Here is a 19,017-nt window from a genome sequence, read left to right on the forward strand (position 1 = left end):
TTACCAAGTTTTCATGGGTCGGACAGTTCGCTGTAAGGTCTGAAGCCCTATATCATTCCCATGAGCCTTCATCACCGGTTCCGCCGGTGGAAGAAAATCGGACGAGAGAAGAAAAGGTAACTCGCATATGTTCAGGAATATCAAGGACACTTTGTCCCGTAGCACCGCTATGAAAGCTTCTGTCGTCGCCGGTCTCGCTGTTGCCGCCCTTGCTGCCGGTGTCCCGGCTGAAGTCAGCCGTTCCTACGCAGATGCCGTCAATGTTCAGGCTCCGCAGGTTCCGAGCTTCGCCAATGTCGTCGACGCCGTATCTCCGGCGGTCGTTTCCGTTCGCGTCGAATCCCGCATCAATCCGGTTGCCGATGAGGACGATTCCTTCGGCCTCGGCCGCGGTTTCGACGAGCTGCCGGACGATCATCCGCTGAAGAAGTTCTTCAAGCAGTTCGAACAGCAGCAGCAGGGTCGCAACCAGCAGCAAGGTCAGCAAAAAGGTCAGCCCGATAGCAAGGGTCATCTGCGCCCGGTCGCCCAGGGGTCCGGTTTCTTCGTCTCGGAAGATGGCTATATCGTCACCAACAACCACGTCGTTTCCGATGGTGCTGCGTTCGTTGTCATTCTCAATGACGGCACCGAGTTCGACGCCAAGCTGGTCGGCAAGGATTCGCGCACCGACCTCGCTGTGCTGAAGGTCGACGGCAAGGGCAAGAAGTTCACCTATGTCAGCTGGGCAGACGACGAGAAGGTTCGTGTCGGCGACTGGGTCGTTGCCGTCGGCAACCCCTTCGGCCTCGGCGGTACGGTGACAGCCGGTATCGTCTCGGCCCGCGGCCGCGACATTCATTCCGGCCCCTATGACGACTACATCCAGATCGATGCCCCTGTGAACAAGGGCAATTCCGGTGGCCCGACCTTCAACCTTAACGGCCAGGTCGTCGGTATCAACACTGCGATCTTCTCGCAGTCGGGCGGCAGCGTCGGCATCGCCTTCGCCATCCCCGCCACCACGGCCAAGGACGTCGTTGCCGACTTGATCAAGAGCGGTACCGTATCGCGCGGCTGGCTCGGTGTTCAGATCCAGCCGGTTACCAAGGACATTGCCGAATCTCTCGGCCTGTCTGAGCCGAGTGGTGCGCTGGTTGTCTCCCCGCAGGACGGTTCTCCGGGCCAGAAGGCCGGCATCAAGAACGGTGACGTCGTAACCGCCGTCAACGGCGAGCCGGTCAAGGATCCGCGCGATCTCGCCCGCCGTATCGGTGCGATGCAGCCGGGCGCCAAGGTCGATGTCTCGCTGTGGCGCGGCGGCAAGTCCCAGTCGGTCACCGTCGAACTCGGTACGCTGCCGGCCGAACAGAGCCAGGCTTCGAACGACGACAATTCGCTGCCGTCCCAGCCGCAGCAGCCGTCCTCCGAAAAGGCGCTTGCCGATCTCGGCCTCACCGTCGGCCCGTCCGACGATGGCAAGGGGGTCGCGATCACCGGTGTCGATCCGGACTCCGACGCCGCCGACAAGGGCGTGAAGGAAGGCGAGAAGATTACCTCGGTCAACAACGAGGAAGTCTCCAATGCCGGCGACATCGCGAAGGTTATCGAGCAGGCGAAGAAGGATGGCCGCACCCGCGCGCTGTTCCAGATTCAGTCCGGCGACGGCAGCCGCTTCGTCGCCCTGCCGATCAACGCCGGCTGATTTTTCGGCTGATTGAATGAATTGGAGCCGCGCTGGCCACGGCTGGCGCGGCTCCTCTGTTTCCGACGTGCCTTCATCGATCAACGTTTTCAGGCGGGTACAAGATGACAACCTCTGGCCAACATGCTGTGGACTCCTCCGATTCCGGTTGTGCTAAAGCACTGCCGGCGGATAATGTCGCCCACATGAAGATTTTGATTATCGAAGACGATCTTGAGGCGGCCGCCTATCTCACCAAGGCGTTTCGCGAGGCCGGCATTGTTGCCGACCATGCGAGCGACGGCGAGAGCGGTCTCTTCATGGGCACGGAGAATGCCTACGACGTCGCCATCATCGACCGCATGCTGCCGCGCCGCGACGGTCTTTCCGTCATCAGCGAGCTGCGCCGCAAGGGTGTGCACACGCCGGTTCTCATTCTTTCCGCGCTTGGCCAGGTCGACGATCGCGTCACCGGCCTTCGCGCCGGCGGTGATGACTACCTGCCGAAACCCTACGCCTTCAGCGAATTGCTCGCCCGCGTTGAAGTTCTCGGCCGCCGCAAGGGCACGCCGGATCAGGATGTGCTCTACCGCGTTGCCGATCTGGAGCTTGACCGGCTGTCGCATGAGGTCCGCCGCGGCGGCAAGGAGATTCCCTTGCAGCCGCGCGAGTTCCGCCTGCTGGAATATCTGATGAAGAATGCCGGTCAGGTGGTGACGCGCACCATGCTGCTCGAAAATGTCTGGGATTATCACTTCGATCCGCAGACGAACGTTATCGACGTCCATGTCTCGCGCCTGCGCTCGAAGATCGAAAAAGACTTCAGCCAGCCGCTGTTGAAGACGATCCGTGGCGCCGGCTACATGATCAAGGACGAAGGATGAGTCGCTTTCGCGTCCTCTTCAAGTCCACCGCAGTCCGCCTGTCCGCCCTCTATATCCTTCTCTTCGCGCTCTGCGCCGCCACGCTCGTCTTTTACGTCACGGCCATGTCCGAGCGGTTGCTGACCGGACAGATCCGCGATGCCGTGCAGCAGGAAGTCAGCCAGGTCAAGCGTGCCTACGATGTCGGTGGGTTGAACCTGCTGCTGCGCACGATGGAACGCCGCGCCCGTCAGCCGGGCGCCAACCTCTATGTCATCGCCAGCCCCACCGGCGATATCCTCGCCGGCAACGTCGCTTCGGTGCAGCCCGGCGTTCTCGGCCAGGCCGGCTGGACGGAGCTGCCGTTCGTCTATGAACGCTACACGGATTCCGGTGTCGATCCCGAACGCCGGCATTTGGCCATCGCCAATATCTTCCTCCTCGACAACGGCCTGCGCATCCTGATCGGCCGCGACCTCGGCGAGCCTGAGCGTTTCCGCGTACTGGTGCGCCAGGCGCTGATGCTGGCGCTGGCGATCATGGGTCTCGGCGCGCTGGTCATCTGGTTCGGCATCGGCCGCAACGCGCTGAAGCGCATCGACCGCATGACCGATGCCAGCCGCAAGATCATGGCCGGCGATCTGTCGCAGCGCCTGCCGGTCGGTGGTTCCGGCGATGAATTCGACCGCATGTCGACATCGCTGAATGCCATGCTCGGACGTATCGAGAAATTGAACGAGGGCCTGCGGCAGGTCTCCGACAATATCGCCCATGACCTGAAGACGCCGCTGACGCGACTGCGCAACAAGGCGGCGGATGCGCTCGATAATGCCGACGGCGAAGGCCGTCGCGTGGCGCTGGAAGGTATTATCGGCGAATCCGATCAGCTGATCCGCACCTTCAACGCGCTGCTGATGATCTCCCGCGTCGAGGCGGGTTCGGTCGCCGCCGAAATGACCGGCGTCGATCTCTCCTCCATCGTCGCCGATACCGCCGAGCTCTATGAGCCGGTGGCCGAAGAGGCGGGTCTCGCCCTGACCGCCGAAATCGAGCCCGATGTCGAAGTACAGGGCAATCGCGAACTGATTGGCCAGGCGATCTTCAATCTGATCGACAATGCCGTCAAATATGCCTCCGGCTGCCCCGGCAAGCAGGCGGTCACGCTGAAACTGTCGCGGACGCCGGATGCCGTGAACCTTGCCGTCGCGGACCATGGGCCAGGGGTTCCCGCCCACCAGCGGACCGAGGTGATCAAGCGTTTCTTCCGCCTGGACGAGAGCCGCTCCAAGCCCGGTACCGGCCTTGGCCTTTCGCTGGTGGAGGCGGTGATGGAGCTGCATGGTGGCCAGCTGGAGCTTTCCGATACCGACCCGGCTAGCCCCGATGCCCGTGGCCTCACCGTGACCATGATCTTCCCCACGCAGAAACAATAGGTTAATCCTGCTTCATCGGATTGCTCGAAACATGATCCCGAAAGTCGTTGATGATTTTCGGGATCATGTTTCGATTCAAGAGGTTACCGCGTCTTTGCGTGTCCAGTCGGATGCGCGCCGCGGTAGGGAGGACACTGCATGACGATGATGGAAAGCGATCTGTTGCGGAATGTTCCGCCCGGTCGGCTTCGGCCGCTCAACCAGACGGAGCTGAAAGCGGCGCTTGCCGACCTCAAGGATATCGCCAAATCCGAACCGGCTATCGCCGCTCTTCTCGATGGCGATAGTTCCTTGCGCGATTTTATTATCGCCGCATTGACGCTCTCGCCCTATCTTCGCGAAACCGCCAATCTCGATCCGGCATTGCTCGTTGCGGCCATCAGCAAACCACTGTCGCCGCAAATTGAGGTTTTGGTGACCGAGGCCCGCCGCGCCTGGCTGCCGGGAGAGGGGGATACATCCTCTCCTTCTGAATCCGAGGTCATGAGCCGACTGCGCATCGCCAAGCGCCGCGCCGCCTTCCTGATCGCGCTTGCCGATCTCGCTCGCATCTTCGATGGCAGGGTGACCACGCGCTGGTTGAGTGCGCTTGCCGAGGCGTCGATTTCGGCGGCGATCGATCATCTGCTGCTGTCGTCGCACGAGGCCGGCAAGGTCACGCTTCGCGATCCCTCCGCGCCGAGCCGTGGCTCCGGCCTGATCGTGCTCGGCATGGGCAAGCTCGGCGCCGGGGAGCTGAACTATTCCTCCGATATCGACCTGGTCATCTTCTTTGACGAGATGGCCGGTATCGTTCCCAATCCCGATGATGCCATCGATATCTTTCCGCGCCTGATGCGCCGCCTGGTGCGTATCCTTCAGGAGCGCACCGCCAACGGCTATGTCTTCCGCACCGATCTGCGCCTGCGTCCGGATCCCGGTTCGACGCCGCTTGCCATCCCCGTTGACGCGGCAATGATCTATTACGAGGGCAGGGGGCAGAATTGGGAGCGCGCCGCCTTCATCAAGGCGCGCGCCGTCGGCGGGGATATTGCCGCCGGTCAGGCCTTCATCCGCGATCTCGTGCCCTTCGTCTTCCGCAAATATCTCGACTATGCGGCGATCTCCGATATCCATTCGATCAAGCGGCAGATCCATGTGCACAAGGGCCATGGCGCGATCGCGGTCAAAGGCCACAACGTCAAGCTTGGCCGTGGCGGCATTCGCGAGATCGAGTTCTTCGTCCAGACGCAGCAGCTGATCGCCGGCGGCCGCATGCCGGAGCTGCGCTCCCGCGCCACCGAGGAAACGCTGGCGGAGCTGACCAAGGCGAAATGGATCGACGCGGAAACGCGCGACGAGCTGACGGAGGCCTATTGGTTCCTGCGCGATGTCGAACATCGCATCCAGATGGTACGCGACGAGCAGACGCATCTGCTGCCCGAAACCGATGCCGAGTTGAAGCGTGTCGCCTTCATGATGGGCTTCACCGATATTTCCAGCTTCTCCGAGGCGCTGGTCGCCAGGTTGAAGACGGTAGAGCGGCGCTATGCGCGTCTGTTCGAACAGGAAGCCAAGCTTTCGGGCGGGACCGGCAATCTGGTCTTTACCGGTCAGGGCGACGATCCGGACACGCTGGAGACGCTGCGTCGCCTCGGCTTCGAGCGCCCGTCCGATATTTCCAACGTCATCCGCACTTGGCACTACGGCCGCTACCGCGCCACACAGTCAGTCGAGGCGCGCGAGCGGCTGACCGAATTGACGCCGGAGTTGCTGCGGGTCTTCGGCGAGAGCAAGCGAGCAGACGAGGCGCTGCTGCGCTTCGATAGTTTCATCTCCGGCCTGCCCGCCGGTATCCAGCTTTTTTCGCTGCTCAGCACCAACCCGGCCTTGCTCTCCCTCATCGTCAACATCATGTCGTCGGCACCGCGGCTCGCCGAGATCATCGCCGCCAAGCCGCATGTCTTCGACGGCATGCTGGACCCCGGTCTGATGGCGGAGCTGCCGACGCGCGATTATCTGGCCGAGCGGATCACCAGCTTTCTGGCCTCGGCGGGGCATTACGAGGAGGTGCTGGACCGGCTGCGCATCTTCGCTTCCGAGCAACGTTTCTTGATCGGCATCCGCCTGCTGACGGGCACGATCGGCGGCGCCATGGCGGCCCGTGCCTTCACCTATCTTGCCGATCTGATCGTCGAGGCGGCGTTGAACGCGGTGATGAAGGAGATCACGACTGCGCATGGCGACTATCCCGGCGGCCGCGTCGCGGTCATGGGCATGGGTAAGCTCGGCAGTTTCGAGCTGACCGCCGATTCGGACATCGATATCATCCTGCTCTATGACTACGACGACATCGCAGGCGAATCCTCTGGCCCGAAGCCGCTCGACGCCACCCGTTATTTCACCCGCATCACTCAACGGCTGATTGCGGCCCTGTCGGCGCCGACGGCGGAAGGCGTGCTCTACGAAGTCGACATGCGCCTGCGTCCGTCCGGCAACAAAGGCCCAGTCGCAACCCGCATCAATTCCTTCGAGAAATACCAACGCGAGGAAGCCTGGACCTGGGAGCATATGGCGCTATCCCGCGCCCGCCTGATCTGCGGCGATGAGGACCTTATCCTCAGCGCCGAACGGATCATTGGCGGGGTGCTCTCGGCAAAACGAGATATCCCGAAGATCGCGGGGGATGTCGCCGAGATGCGTGGTCTCATCGAACAGGAAAAGCCGCCGGTCAGCATCTGGGACCTGAAGCTGATCCCCGGCGGGCTGATCGACATCGAATTCATTGCGCAATATCTGAGATTGATTGCACCTGTTCGCGGCGTCGGCATCGATGCCAATGGCCTGAGCACCGGCGAGACGCTGAAACTGCTCGGTGGCAGCCTGATGGACCGCAATGATCTCGATCTCTGCCTGGAGGCGCTACATCTCTACACCGAGTTGTCTCAGCTCATCCGGCTTTGCGTCGACGGCCCATTCGATCCCGGCAACGCTCCCTCCGGGCTGATCGAGCTGGTCTGCCGGGCCGGCGACTGCCCCGATATCCGTACGCTGGAGGCGGAGCTGAAGCGGCTGTCGAAAGCGGTGCGGAAAGTTTTTCAGTCGGTGGTGAAGGCCTGATTCAGCCCCGGTCGGGGATGCGGATGGCGATGACGGTGCCGATGCCTTCGCGTGAACGGATCCGCATGCGGCCTTGATGCAGCAATGTCAGCGAGCGCGAGATGGCGAGCCCGAGGCCCGAGCCACCCTTGCTCTTGGCATATTGGCTTTGCACCTGCTCGAAGGGCTGGCCGATCTTGCTGAGCGCCGATTTGGGAATGCCGATGCCGGTATCAGCGATGGTCAGTACCACGGCGTCATCGACCTTGCGGGTCCGCACCGCGATGCGGCCGCCATTGTTGGTGAACTTCACCGAATTGGAAAGGAGATTGAGTAGGATCTGCTTCATGGCGCGGCGGTCAGCCGTCAGCTTGATGCCGGAGGAAATGCTTTGCTCGACGTGGATGTTCTTGCAGGCGGCCGGGATGGAAGTCAGGCGCAGGCATTCCTCGATCAGGGGCGCGAGATCGATCTTCTCGCAGGATAGCTTGATATGACCCGCCTCGATCTTCGACATGTCGAGAATGTCATTGATGACGTTGAGCAGATGCTTGCCGCTGTCGTGGATATCCTTGGCATATTCATTGTATCGGGATGAGCCCAGCGGACCGAACATCTGGTCCTGCAGGATTTCGGAGAAACCGAGGATGGCGTTGAGCGGCGTGCGCAGCTCATGCGACATGTTGGCGAGGAATTCCGATTTCGCCTTGTTGGCGGCTTCGGCGCGTTCCTTTTCCGCGAGATAATTGGTGTTGGCGGTCGAAAGCTCGGCCTTCTGCCGCTCGAGGATCTGTCGGGAGGCGGAGAGGTCGTTGATCGTCGCCATCAGCCGGCGCTCGGACTCGCGCAGACGCTCCTGATTGCGCTTGAGCTGGGTGATGTCGGTGCCGACGGAAACGAGGCCGCCATCGCGCGTCCGGCGTTCGTTGATCTGCAGCCAGCGCTCGTCGGCAAGCTGCACTTCCGTCGTCTGCGAATGGTTGGAGCGGCCGGGGTCGACGATGCGCCGCTCGATGATCGGGCGTGCCGCGGCGGCGTTGACGACGGCGCGTTCCGTGCCCGGCACCAGCACGCCGTTCGGAAGGCCGTAAGCCTGCTGGAAATGGTCGTTGCACATGACCAGTCGGTCGTTTTTGTCCCAGAGCACGAAGGCTTCCGACGTGCATTCGATTGCGTCCGCCAGACGCTGGTCGGCCTCGGCGTAGCGCTGCGCCAGCCGATGCTGCTCGGTGACGTCCATGGCGATGCCGATCATGTGGACACGGCCGGAATTGGTGCGGATGACCTGGGCGCGGGCGCGCATCCAGACATAATGCCCCTTGGCATGACGGATGCGCAGGATCTGATCGACCTGACCGGCATTGCCGCGGGTGATCGAGCGCGCCAGCGTATGCAGGCTGTTATCGTCGGGGTGCATCAGCCGTTCCGCGTCGGCAAACGACAGCGGCCGGTCGGCGGCCGGCAGGCCGAGCATGTCGTACATCGATCGTGACCAGAAGAATTCGCGGCTGGCGAAATCGAAATCCCAGAGACCGCAACGGCCGCGCGACAGCGCGGTTTCGACACGCATGTTGGACTCGAGGAAGATCTCGTCGGCGTCGCGCGTCCGTTTCACCTGGGTGTAATAGGCGTAGAGGATGACGAGCAGGATGGAGGAAATGCCGGCAAAGAGCGTGACGTTGAGCGTCAGTTCATCGCGCCAGAGCTTATCAATCTGCTCCATTGAGGCGGCGGAGAGAACGAAATCGCCCTTGTCGCCGATCAGCGAAATCGCCGCATAATAGGGCGCCCCGTCGATCATCGTCTCGATCACGCCGGCATGGTCGCCGAAACTGCGGATGGCCGAGACCTCGGGGAAGAAATCTGAGATCGTCAGGCCGATATAGTTGGAACCGGCAGCTGATGAGCCGAAGACGCGGCCGCTCGCCTGGACCAAAAGCACAAAGGCGCCGGGATCGAGCCGGTCCTGCGGTAGGTAGGTCGAAAGCTTCCTTTCCGCTCCATCGCGATCACCGGCCCGAAACAGGCTGGCATCGTTGGAAAATGCGGCTGCTGCCGCGGCAATGGAAAGTGACGTCGCCTGCCGGGCCGAGGCTGCCATGCGTCCGTGTTCGGTGACCATGCTGAAGAAATGCGAGGCGGCAACGACCATCAGGAAGGAGACAATGAGGACGGGAATGACCCGCTTCAGAATATGTTCCGTTTGCGGAAATCGGCGCGAAATCGTCTCCGCACGGACTCCCGCTCTATCGTTAACACCGCTATGCCAGGATTTCAGACCGTCGAAATTAACACGCAGCCGTCCTTCGGCCGCGGTTGCCCGCCGCACGTCCACCATCGCTCTAGCCTTGTCCCTCGTGTGATTCGCTGCGCCGCTCGCCCGAATCTACCCTAATGAATCACTCGTGATTCGCCTTGTCCAGAGGGTCTGGTAAAACTTTGTTAACCATAAGTGATTTCAGCGCTTTTTGGACTCGCAAGGGTAGGGCGCCGGCATCCGAGACTCGTTCAGGATGAAAAAGCGGGTACAAATCACCCGCCTCGATCACAGGATGGCAAGCGGAAAATCAGTCCTTGAGGATACGATCCACAATGTCGCGAACGTCGGTCGAAAGGCTGTTGGCACGCTCGATCTGCATCAAGGCGGAGCGGGCGTGGTCGGCGCGAACGGGTTCCAGCGAGCGCCAGGAGCGCATCGAGGTCAGAATCCGGGCGGCAAGCTGCGGGTTGCGCTGGTCGATATCGAGGATTTCCTGCGCGAGGAAGCGATAGCCGGCACCATCGGCACGGCCGAAGCCGGTCGGATTGGAGAAGGCGAAGGTACCGACGAGGGCGCGCATGCGGTTGGGATTGGTGCGCTTGAAGAATGGCATCTTCATGAGGCCCTGAATGCGATCGAGCGTCGCCGCACCCGGAATGGCCGCCTGGATGGCAAGCCATTTGTCGATGACCAGTGCGTTTTCGGCGAAACGGTCGTGGAAGTCCTTGAGGGCAGCCTTGGCCTCCGCCGTGTCCGGGAAACGGTGGGCGAGAATGGTCAGTGCGGCGCTGAGGTCGGTCATGTTGTTGGCGGCGTCATAGGCCGCCTTGGCGCGGGTGGGACTATCGTCCGAAAGCGAGAGATAGGTAAGGGCAGCATTGCGCAACGCCCTCCGTCCAGCACTGGCCGCATCCGGGCTGAAGGGGCCGGGTGTCTGGATGCCGTCGTAGAGGGATGCGAAAATGTCCTTCCCGGCCTCGGCGATCTGTTTGAGGATCGCCTGTCGACCAGTATGGATTGCGTCGGGATCGTTGTCGCCACCGAGTTCGCGGCCGATGTCGGCCTCGCTCGGCAAAGCGAGTGCCAGGGCGCGGAAGGCAGGCTCCAAGCTTTCGTCGCTGGCGGCGGCCAGAAGCGTGTCGATGAAGACGGCATCGCAGGTCACCGGCGCGCCCTCACGGGCATCGCGGGCGGCCTGCAGCAGGTTGGGCAGGCCAAGATCGATCAGCGCCTGCCAGCGGGCAAAATGGTCGGTCTCGTAACGGGCGATCAGCGCCAGATCGTTGGCGCTCTGGCTGAATTGCAGATTGATCGGCGTCGAGAAACTGCGGTTGAGCGACAGCACCGGCCGCGAGGGAATGCCGTTGAAGACCACCGTCTGCGTCCGCGCCGTCAGATGCAGGACATCGCCGGTCAGTTCCGCGCCGGTCACCGATGTCGGCGTCAGCAACGTGCCGTCCTCGGCGATCAGCACCATGCGCAGCGGAATGTGCAACGGCGCCTTGCTCGTTTGGCCCGGAGTGGCCGGCTGCATCTGTTCGAGCGATAGCGTGAAACTCCTCGCGGCGGCATCATAGGCGCCGGAAGCGGTGACGAGCGGCGTGCCGGCCTGGTGATACCAGAGCGAGAACTGCGCGAGGTCGCGGCCGCTGACATCCTCGAAGCATTTGACGAAGTCTTCGATCGTCACGGCCTGGCCGTCGTGGCGGTCGAAATAGAGGTCCATGCCCGTCTTGAACAGATCGCGGCCGAGCAGGGTCGCGATCATGCTGGTGACTTCGCTGCCCTTCTCATAGACCGTCGTCGTGTAGAAATTGTTGATCTCGCGGTAGGTCGTAGGGCGCACCGGATGGGCGAGCGGGCCGCCGTCTTCCGGAAACTGCTCCGACTTCAGATGACGAACTTCGGCGATGCGCGTGACCGGACGCGAGCGCTGGTCGGCGGAAAATTCGTGGTCGCGGTAGACCGTCAGGCCTTCCTTGAGGCAGAGCTGGAACCAGTCGCGGCAGGTGATACGGTTGCCGGTCCAGTTGTGGAAGTATTCGTGTGCGATGATCCGCTCGATATTGGCATAGTCGGCGTCGGTGGCGATATCCGGATCGGCAAGGACATATTTGTCGTTGAAGACGTTGAGCCCCTTGTTCTCCATCGCGCCCATGTTGAAATCGGAAACGGCGACGATCATGAAGATGTCGAGATCGTACTCGCGGCCGAACCGCTCCTCGTCCCATGTCATCGAGCGCTTCAGCGCATCCATCGCATAGGCCGCGCGGGGCTCCTTGCCGTGTTCGACATAGATCTTCAGTGCCACTTCGCGGCCCGACGCGGTGACGAACGTATCCTCGACCACGCCGAGATCGCCAGCGACCAGCGCAAAGAGATAACTCGGCTTCGGATGCGGGTCGAACCAGGCGGCGAAATGCTTGCCCTCGCCATAGCCGGCACCGCCGAGGAAATTGCCGTTCGACAGCAGCAGCGGATTGGCGGCCTTGTCGGCGATGATGTTGACCGTATAGGGCGCAAGCACATCAGGGCGATCGGGGAAATAGGTGATGCGGCGGAAGCCTTCGGCCTCGCATTGGGTGCAGTAGACGCCGCCGGTGCGATAGAGCCCCATGAGCTGCGTATTGGCTTCGGGATTGATGACCGTCGTGATCGTCAGTTCGAAGGGCGCGCTTTCCGGCAGGTCGCGGACCGTCAGGCTGTCGGGCGTTGCGATATACTGTTCGGCAGGCAGTTCGGTCTGGTCGAGCAACAGTCCCGAAAGGACAAGCTCGTCTCCGTCGAGCACCAGCGGTGCCTTGGGATCGATGCCTTCGCGGCGATGGAAGATCAGCCGGGCTTCGACCTTGGTCTCCGTCGGATGCAGATCGAAGGTAAGGTCCACGCGTTCCAGAACGAAGTCGGTGGGACGATAGTCTGCCAGATGAACGATCTGGCCGGTGTCTGTTCGCATGGTCTATCCTGATCGGGCTGATACTGCGGCGGGCATTGATCCGGAGCAAAGCTCTGGAGCGAAATCCGCCGCATCATTACATCGAAATCTGAACCAAAGTTAAAGTCATATCATCGCATCGCTGCAATTTGTGACGGCGGGGAAAGTATTTGATCGAGAAGGTTGTGCATCATTTCAGGTTGAAAGCCGTCCTGATCACATCGTCGGCTTCGGTCTGCTGCACGACAACGCCATACCATCCGAGACCATCATAATCCTCATAGCCGAGCGTCTTGGCGTAGGCGACGATCGCGCCGTTGTTGTCATAATAGCTTCCTCGCGTCGTGCCCTCGGGATTGGCAAGCGCAAAATGCGAGAACATGAGCTTCGGGTCGCTGCAGGCGATCACGCGCCTCTTGCCGTCAAGCAGCATCACCACGGTCTTTTCGGCGATCTGCGGCGGCAGGTTGGCTTCCTTGTCGACGATCGCTTGCCCCTGGTTCTGCCAGTCGAAATAGACACCCAGCGTGCCGATCTGCTTGCCGTCGGATCGGCCGCTTTCGCGAATGCCGGTGGCATAGACGAGCGCGTTTCGCCGCTCGTGAAATTCGCTCGGCCGGACTTCGTCGACGATATAGTCATCGCCCGACCGGCAGTTGGCTGCCGCCCTGAACCAGGCATCCGAGGCAAGATTGGCGCCGGCGAGCTTGCGCTGATAGGCGGGGTTGGCCGAGGCGATGACCTGTCCCTTCATGTCGGTCACGACCAGATCGAGATAGACCGTATAGAAGCGGTTGATGACGCCGAGCCGTTCGGCGGCAAAGGCGATACGTTGCGGCTGAGGGTCCTGAAGCGCTTCCCAAAGGGCGGTGTCGGTTGCCCACCAGCGGACGTCGGCAGTGCGCTCGAAGAGATTGCGGACGATGAGCTGGACCAGCGTCTGGGCGAGGTCGGTCAGGCGAACGCCCTCCATCTCCTCCACCAGCGCTTCGGCCATGCTGCGGCTGACCCCAATGCGGCTGAGCACGTTATCCTGAAATTTGCTTGCGATATCGGTCGCGATCTGGGCGAGGCGCTGCACTTCGTTGGCGACCACGGCGAAGCCCTTGCCGGTTTCGCCGGCACGGGCAGCCTCGATCAGCGCGTTGATCGCCAGAAGCTTGATCTGCTTGACGACATGGGTGTTATCGGTGCTGAAGCGCTCGAGGTCCTTGCCGATGCCATCGGTCACGACACGCATCGAGCGCGGCGTTACCGCATGTTGTTGAGAGCTCCGTTTCATCGATGGGGCTGCTGTCATCGGACCTAGACCTCGTAAACAGTAAAAGCTGAAGTAGTTATTGGAAATACATGATATGCCGCCGGAATTATTGAATGCGGTGAAATGAAGTTGAAATACTATGGTTTTTAAAAGGTTAATATGGCCCGTTATGAAGTAGCCATATCGTTTTAACCCAAAAAAAGTCTTCGCCAGGGGCTAGCTGGTCAATCGACTGTCGACGGCGCCTGAGGAGCGGGTGGCTCACCGCCGCGCACGGGAAGCGGGATCGACTGGAAATCGGTCTTCTCGATACGTCCTTCGTTCGGCTTGCGCTTGGCGATACGCCAGCCGGCGTAGCCCGCGTAAAGTGCGAAAGCCAATGCCAGGAACCAGAGAAGGCCGGACGGACCGACGAATTCCATCATCGCACCGCCGACCAGTGGGCCGGAGACGGTGCCGAGCCCGTAGAGCAGCATGATGCCGCTGGAAATGGTGACATATTCGTCGGGGGCGGCGCGGTCGTTGGCATGGGCGACATTGAGCGCATAAATCGGGTAGAGCACGGTGCCGATGAAGAAGCCGGCGACATAGAGCGTCATCAGCGTATGCGCGTCGAACAAGGTCATGATGATGCAGGCGACAACACCGATCCCGCCACAGATGATCATCACATAGCGCCGGTCCACGAGATCGGAGATGCGGCCGATCGGCATTTGCGACACCGCACCACCGGCGAGCACGCAGGCAAGCAGCGTCGCGCCCTCGGCCGTGTTCATGCCGACATTCTGGGTGTAGACGCCGCCAAGGCTGCTCCAGGTGCCGGAGAGGGCGCCCGACAGCAGTGAGCCGATGAAGGCGATGGGCGACAGCCGGTAAAGCTTCGGCAGGTCGAACTTGGCCTCATGGATCGGCGTCGGCGATTTGGCGGTCGAGAGTGCGGTCGGCAGCATGGCGAGCGCGAAGATGATGCCGCACAGGATGAAAAGCGAGGTATTGCTGGGGTCGCCGAGCGGCACCAGATATTGGCCGCCGATCGAGCCTACCAGGCAGGTGATCATGTAGACGGAGAAGATGGTCGCGCGGTTGTCATTGTTGACCCGCTCGTTCAGCCAGCTTTCGATAATGAGATAGGCGCCAGCGATGCCGAAGCCGCTGATGCAGCGGAAGGCAAGCCAGGCGCGCCAATCGACCATCAGGGCGCAAAGCAGGATACCGATGCTGAGCAGCGAGATCAGCGCGCCGAACACGCGCACATGCCCCACCCGCCGCACGAAGCGCGGCGTGATGATGCAGGATATGGTGAAGCCGAACGTATAGCCGGTGGCGATCACCGAAATGGTGAAGGTCGACCAGCCCTCCGCCACCGAGCGGATCGGAACGACGAAATTCATCAGGCCATAGCCGATCATCATCAACAGCGTTGACAACATCAGACTGGCGATCGAAACGAGGCTGGCCAGCATTGGAACGGGATTCCGGTCGATTGGGTTGAAGAGCACGCCGATTGCCACGGCCATCTTGCTCTAACCCGGCAAGGATGCGCGATCAATCGCGACTCTGTGTGACGCGGATGGTCGTTCCCGTCTTGCGATCGCGCGGCCATGGAAAAGGCAGTTGGGAAAGTATTTTTTGTTTAACCTCTTGCGTTAACAGCGCTTATAGCATGCTATGTTGTACCAATATGGTGCATGGTGGCGGCAAATTTATGTAAGAATTAGAAAAATTCCTTTCCTATTGATATTTAAGAAGGGCGCCATAAGGAGGCCCGCTTGAGTCTTTCCGCCGAGCAACTTGCTTGCCATCCCAAATTCGTATCTTCCCTGCGCTTTCTGGCGGAGGCGCTGCGGAACCGCTATGATAGCGGACCGCGGATTGCGCGCCTGTTGGCCTCGCAACAGCGTTGGCTGTTGACCCAGACGGCCTATGCGCTTCATTTGGAATACGATCCCGCCATAGCCGGCTCCGGCCTGACTGCCGTCGAGCTCCGCAATCTTATTACGCAACACCGTGTGGCGAGCCGCAATACCGTGCTGACCTACATCGAGGAGTTGCTGACCTATCGTTTCCTCGCTCCCGCTGCCGGCCCGGTCCTGCGCCCGCGTCGTTATGAGCCGGCAGAGATCAGTCATGCTGCGATGTTCAGTTGGTTTCTCGCCAATCTTGCCGCCCTCGATCTGCTCGACAATGGCAGCCGTGCCGTGGCGCTTGCTACTCATCCGGGGTTGTTCGATCTGGCACAGCCACGCATGGCGCGCCGCTGCCTGGAGGAGGCGGCCTGGCGCGAGCCGCCGGAGCGGGTCGGCATGTTCCTATGGACGGAGGCAGGCGGTCTTGTGGTTGATAACCTCATGTCCCGGGTGGATCCGGGCGCGGAGGCTGACGGTCGCATCGACCTTGGCCGTATCGACACGCGCGCCATCGCCGCGCAGTTCATGATGTCGCGCACCCATTTGCAGCGCCTTTTGCGCAAGGCCGCCGACCACGGCTGCATTGGCTGGTACGACGAGCCGAAGAAGACGTGGCTATGGATGTCGCGTGACTTTCTCGATGAATATTGCAGCTGGCAGGCCGTGAAGTTCGCGGCTGTGGACGAGGGGTTCGAATCGGCGCAAGCCGTTGTGGCGGACGCCACGCCGAAGGAATGATCCAAAGAAAAAACGCCGGGCTAGGCCCGGCGCGTACTTCATGAAAATTGATGATGAAAATCCGAAACGAAAAAGGGCGAGATCATCGATCCCGCCCTTTTCAAACTTATAGGGGAATGCCGGCCGCCGCTGCATATGCGGGGCTCATTTCGCGCTTTGCGACCTTATGCAGGCCGCGGGAGCGCTCGAACTCTTCCGCCGCGCGCACCGCTGAGCCGATATGCCCAACGGTATCGAGGAGGGTAAAGAGGGAACGAAATCCTGCAGACATGATATGATCCCTCTTCAGCACTGACGAAAATCGGCGAATATGGCGGTTGGGCGGGCAACACGCGCGGAAATCCCGGTGCCGCGAGCAGTCATCTGCTCATTAGCGGCAATGCCGACGCTGCGATGGCCGCTAGTGGCGCGCGCAGGCAAGATGGCGCGGCGCAGGGTATCAAACCCGCAATGGATAGGTCGAAAACGTGCAGTCACGGCCTTGGTTCCTTTCAAAATTCCTCCCAAGACACGCACCATATATTGCAGTGCAACATTGATTTCGCAATGCACGCAATTGGAGTGCTGCTATGCAAGATATGCATGACAGCTTTCATATTCCGTTAATGCTGCTAAAAAATTAGCCTCTGGCTTCGGCGTCGATGCGCGTTCTGAAGGCTAACAGGTCGTTCCAGGCCAATCGCTTGTTGATTGGGGCAGTGAGCAATTCCTGGGGATGGAGGCTGGCGATCGCCGGTATCGCCCGGCCGGATATCGTCACGTCCCGCCATTGTCCGCGCAGGCCATGGATCGTTTCGTTGCTTCCAAAGAAGTGGCGCGCCGTGAAATTGCCGAGCAGCAGCAGGGCTTGCGGCTCGGCAAGGGTGATCTGCCGCTCGATGAAGGGACGGCAGATCTCAATTTCCGGCGCCGACGGCGCGCGATTGCCCGGCGGCCGCCAGGGAATGACATTGGTGAGCAGGATATCGTTGCGCTTGAGGCCGATGGCGGCGAGCATCTTGTCGAGCAACAGTCCCGTCCGCCCGGCAAAGGGCGCACCCTCGCGGTCGTCATCGGCGCTCGGCATCGGGCCGATCACCATGATCCGGCCTTCGTGAGCGCCGCTGGCGAAGATGGTCGAGCGGGCGCTGTTTTTCAGATTGCAGCTGTTGAAAGCCTCGAGCGCCGTCTTGAGTTCGCTGAGAGACCGCGCGCTTTCGGCCGCGAAGCGGGCCTGCTCGACGGCTTGCTCGTCGGGAATGGCAGGCGCGCTGCGGGGCGCCGCTGCAGGGGCGGCCGCCTTTGGCGCAGCCTGACGGCGCTCCGGTTGCTGTGCCGGCCGTGCTGCGGGTTGCGGTGTCTCGACACGCGGCTGTGCCGCCCGCGCACCCTGCCGAGCGGCTTTCATCGCCTCGAACTCGGCGAAGCGGTCGACGGCCTCCTCTTCCAGCAGCCACTCCACGCCGGCATCCGCATGAAAATGCAGAAGGGCGGCGAGTTCGGCTGGCGAGAGGTCGTTGGCGGAGATCATGGGTGAACTGTAACCAACCAGGCAGGGCAGGGGAAGTGCTGAGTTCCCTTCCTTCTCACGCCGTCCACTGGCTGATGTCGTCGCGCTCGCCGATCAGGGCGAGACCGTGGGCGATCGAAAGCAATTCGCCGCCGGTCTCGATCCGCTCTTGACCGAAGCGCTCCGTGAAGATGCGGCGCACCGCCGGCACGAAGGAGGTGCCGCCGGTGAGGAACACCTTGTCGATGGTGTCGGGAGACGTGTTGGTCCTGGTCAGCACGTCATCCAGCGCGCCCTCGATGCGGGTGAGATCGTCGCCGATCCAGCGCTCGAAATCGGCGCGGCGCACCGTCTTGTGGCCAGCCTTGCCGAGCGGCGGGAAATTGAATTCTGCCTCCTCTTCGGCCGACAACGCCATCTTCGTCGCCGACACCGCTTGATAGAGCGGATAGCCCTCGTCATGCTCGACGAGATCGATGAAGGTTTCCAGCTTGTCCGGCTCCATGCTGCTGCGCACCAGCTTCTTCAGGTCGGCATATTCGCGCGAGGTCTTGAAGATCGAAAGCTGGTTCCAGCGGCCGAAATTGGCGTAGTAGGAGGTGGGCACTTCCAGCAGCTTGTCGAAGCTCTTGAAGTAGCTGCCCTTGCCGATCTCCGGCGAGACGATGTTGTCGATCATCCTGAAGTCGAAATGGTCGCCGGCGATGCCGACGCCGGAATGGCCGATGGGGGTCGCCGTCAGCCGGCCGGCATGGCTCTCGAAGCGGATCAGCGAATAGTCCGTCGTGCCGCCGCCGAAATCGGCGACCAGCACGGTCGCATCCGTCTTCAGATGCTGGGCGAAGTAAAAGGCGGCTGCCACCGGCTCGTAGACATAATGGATCTCGGGAAAGCCGAAGCGCGATAGCGCCTCGTTGTAGCGTGCGGTGGCAAGCTCCGGATCAGGATTGGCGCCGGCGAAATGCACTGGCCGGCCCGCAACAATGCGGCTGACCTCCGCCGGCCAGCCATCGCCGGCATAGGCGCGCAGGCGGCGCACGAAGATCTCCATCAGATCCTCGAACGTATGGCGCTTGGCATAGATCAGCGTGCCCTGGAAGAGCGCGCTGGCGGCAAAGGTCTTGATCGATTGCAGAAAGCGACAGTCGCCGGGATTGTCGATGAACTGCCGGATGGCGGCATGCCCGGCCTCGACCTTCAGGGCCGCAGCACCCAATCCCGGATCTTTCATGAAAGACAGTGCGGTACGCATGCTGTCCGCCGTGCCGGCCGCACTGGTGAAGGCGACCGATTGCGTCGCCGGACCGTCGGCCAGAGCCAGAACCGTATTCGTTGTGCCGAAGTCAAGACCAAGCGCCCGAGCCATGCCCGCACTCCCTTCTGTCGAAAT

At 61.4% G+C, this 19,017-nt stretch carries 13 protein-coding genes; 5 read left to right on the plus strand and 8 right to left on the minus strand.

The features are described from left to right. Positions 1-127: 127 nt before the first annotated feature. The 4 genes from RRH01S_RS04655 to RRH01S_RS04670 all read left to right on the plus strand — a co-directional run bounded on the left by RRH01S_RS04655 (position 128) and on the right by RRH01S_RS04670 (position 7,058). Positions 128-1,684, plus strand: coding sequence for a Do family serine endopeptidase (locus RRH01S_RS04655; protein ID WP_042470177.1), 1,557 nt, complete (start codon positions 128-130; stop codon positions 1,682-1,684). A gap of 104 nt (positions 1,685-1,788) precedes the next feature. Beyond that, entirely contained in the window at positions 1,789-2,547 is a 759-nt protein-coding gene (locus tag RRH01S_RS04660) for a response regulator transcription factor (protein ID WP_007693277.1), read from the plus strand. Next, positions 2,544-3,959, plus strand: coding sequence for a sensor histidine kinase (locus RRH01S_RS04665; RefSeq protein ID WP_007693279.1), 1,416 nt, complete (start codon positions 2,544-2,546; stop codon positions 3,957-3,959). Before RRH01S_RS04660 ends, RRH01S_RS04665 begins: the two co-directional genes overlap by 4 nt. A 138-nt stretch (positions 3,960-4,097) precedes the next feature. Continuing rightward, positions 4,098-7,058 (plus strand): bifunctional [glutamine synthetase] adenylyltransferase/[glutamine synthetase]-adenylyl-L-tyrosine phosphorylase, encoded by a 2,961-nt coding sequence (locus tag RRH01S_RS04670; protein ID WP_042470181.1) that lies wholly within the window; start codon positions 4,098-4,100, stop codon positions 7,056-7,058. Between the two features lies 1 nt (position 7,059). On the opposite strand, the gene RRH01S_RS04675 is transcribed toward RRH01S_RS04670, so the two are convergent. From RRH01S_RS04675 to RRH01S_RS04690, 4 genes are all read right to left on the minus strand, one after another. Beyond that, entirely contained in the window at positions 7,060-9,375 is a 2,316-nt protein-coding gene (locus RRH01S_RS04675) for a PAS domain-containing sensor histidine kinase (RefSeq protein WP_042470184.1), read from the minus strand. Between the two features lie 229 nt (positions 9,376-9,604). Beyond that, positions 9,605-12,253, minus strand: coding sequence for an aminopeptidase N (gene pepN, locus RRH01S_RS04680; RefSeq protein ID WP_042470187.1), 2,649 nt, complete (start codon positions 12,251-12,253; stop codon positions 9,605-9,607). 169 nt (positions 12,254-12,422) lie between these two features. Beyond that, on the minus strand, positions 12,423-13,532 hold the full coding sequence (locus RRH01S_RS04685; RefSeq protein ID WP_007693286.1) for a methyl-accepting chemotaxis protein: 1,110 nt from the start codon (positions 13,530-13,532) through the stop codon (positions 12,423-12,425). Positions 13,533-13,717: 185 nt separating this feature from the next. After that, complete coding sequence (locus tag RRH01S_RS04690) at positions 13,718-14,956, minus strand: MFS transporter (protein WP_012651156.1); 1,239 nt, start codon at positions 14,954-14,956, stop codon at positions 13,718-13,720. Positions 14,957-15,262: 306 nt separating this feature from the next. On the opposite strand from RRH01S_RS04690, the gene RRH01S_RS04695 reads away from it, so the two are divergent. Next, a complete protein-coding gene (locus RRH01S_RS04695; RefSeq protein WP_042470189.1) occupies positions 15,263-16,138 on the plus strand; it encodes a hypothetical protein in 876 nt (291 codons plus the stop codon). A gap of 106 nt (positions 16,139-16,244) precedes the next feature. Here RRH01S_RS04695 and RRH01S_RS34320 read toward each other — a convergent pair whose 3' ends face one another. The 4 genes from RRH01S_RS34320 to RRH01S_RS04705 form a co-directional block, all read right to left on the minus strand. Further along, a complete protein-coding gene (locus RRH01S_RS34320) occupies positions 16,245-16,409 on the minus strand; it encodes a hypothetical protein (RefSeq protein WP_165586801.1) in 165 nt (54 codons plus the stop codon). A 14-nt stretch (positions 16,410-16,423) separates the two neighbouring features. Then, positions 16,424-16,657 (minus strand): hypothetical protein, encoded by a 234-nt coding sequence (locus RRH01S_RS34760; protein ID WP_080515856.1) that lies wholly within the window; start codon positions 16,655-16,657, stop codon positions 16,424-16,426. A gap of 100 nt (positions 16,658-16,757) precedes the next feature. Further along, positions 16,758-17,648: a uracil-DNA glycosylase gene (locus RRH01S_RS04700; protein WP_037223579.1), complete on the minus strand. Its 891-nt coding sequence runs from the start codon at positions 17,646-17,648 to the stop codon at positions 16,758-16,760. A gap of 55 nt (positions 17,649-17,703) precedes the next feature. Further along, positions 17,704-18,993, minus strand: coding sequence for an Hsp70 family protein (locus RRH01S_RS04705; protein WP_042470193.1), 1,290 nt, complete (start codon positions 18,991-18,993; stop codon positions 17,704-17,706). Positions 18,994-19,017 lie beyond the last annotated feature (24 nt).

The organism is Rhizobium rhizogenes NBRC 13257, assembly GCF_000696095.1.
GTDB lineage: Bacteria > Pseudomonadota > Alphaproteobacteria > Rhizobiales > Rhizobiaceae > Rhizobium > Rhizobium rhizogenes.

Bases quoted from the DNA above. Each gene is read 5' to 3' on its own strand.
- RRH01S_RS04670 (WP_042470181.1), top strand. From the start codon at position 4,098: ATGACGATGATGGAAAGCGATCTGTTGCGGAATGTTCCGCCCGGTCGG.
- RRH01S_RS34760 (WP_080515856.1), bottom strand. From the start codon at position 16,657: ATGGTGCGTGTCTTGGGAGGAATTTTGAAAGGAACCAAGGCCGTGACT.
- RRH01S_RS04655 (WP_042470177.1), top strand. From the start codon at position 128: ATGTTCAGGAATATCAAGGACACTTTGTCCCGTAGCACCGCTATGAAA.
- RRH01S_RS04675 (WP_042470184.1), bottom strand. From the start codon at position 9,375: ATGGTGGACGTGCGGCGGGCAACCGCGGCCGAAGGACGGCTGCGTGTT.
- RRH01S_RS04690 (WP_012651156.1), bottom strand. From the start codon at position 14,956: ATGCTGGCCAGCCTCGTTTCGATCGCCAGTCTGATGTTGTCAACGCTG.
- RRH01S_RS04665 (WP_007693279.1), top strand. From the start codon at position 2,544: ATGAGTCGCTTTCGCGTCCTCTTCAAGTCCACCGCAGTCCGCCTGTCC.
- RRH01S_RS04685 (WP_007693286.1), bottom strand. From the start codon at position 13,532: ATGACAGCAGCCCCATCGATGAAACGGAGCTCTCAACAACATGCGGTA.
- RRH01S_RS04705 (WP_042470193.1), bottom strand. From the start codon at position 18,993: ATGGCTCGGGCGCTTGGTCTTGACTTCGGCACAACGAATACGGTTCTG.
- RRH01S_RS04660 (WP_007693277.1), top strand. From the start codon at position 1,789: ATGACAACCTCTGGCCAACATGCTGTGGACTCCTCCGATTCCGGTTGT.
- RRH01S_RS04700 (WP_037223579.1), bottom strand. From the start codon at position 17,648: ATGATCTCCGCCAACGACCTCTCGCCAGCCGAACTCGCCGCCCTTCTG.
- pepN (WP_042470187.1), bottom strand. From the start codon at position 12,253: ATGCGAACAGACACCGGCCAGATCGTTCATCTGGCAGACTATCGTCCC.
- RRH01S_RS34320 (WP_165586801.1), bottom strand. From the start codon at position 16,409: ATGTCTGCAGGATTTCGTTCCCTCTTTACCCTCCTCGATACCGTTGGG.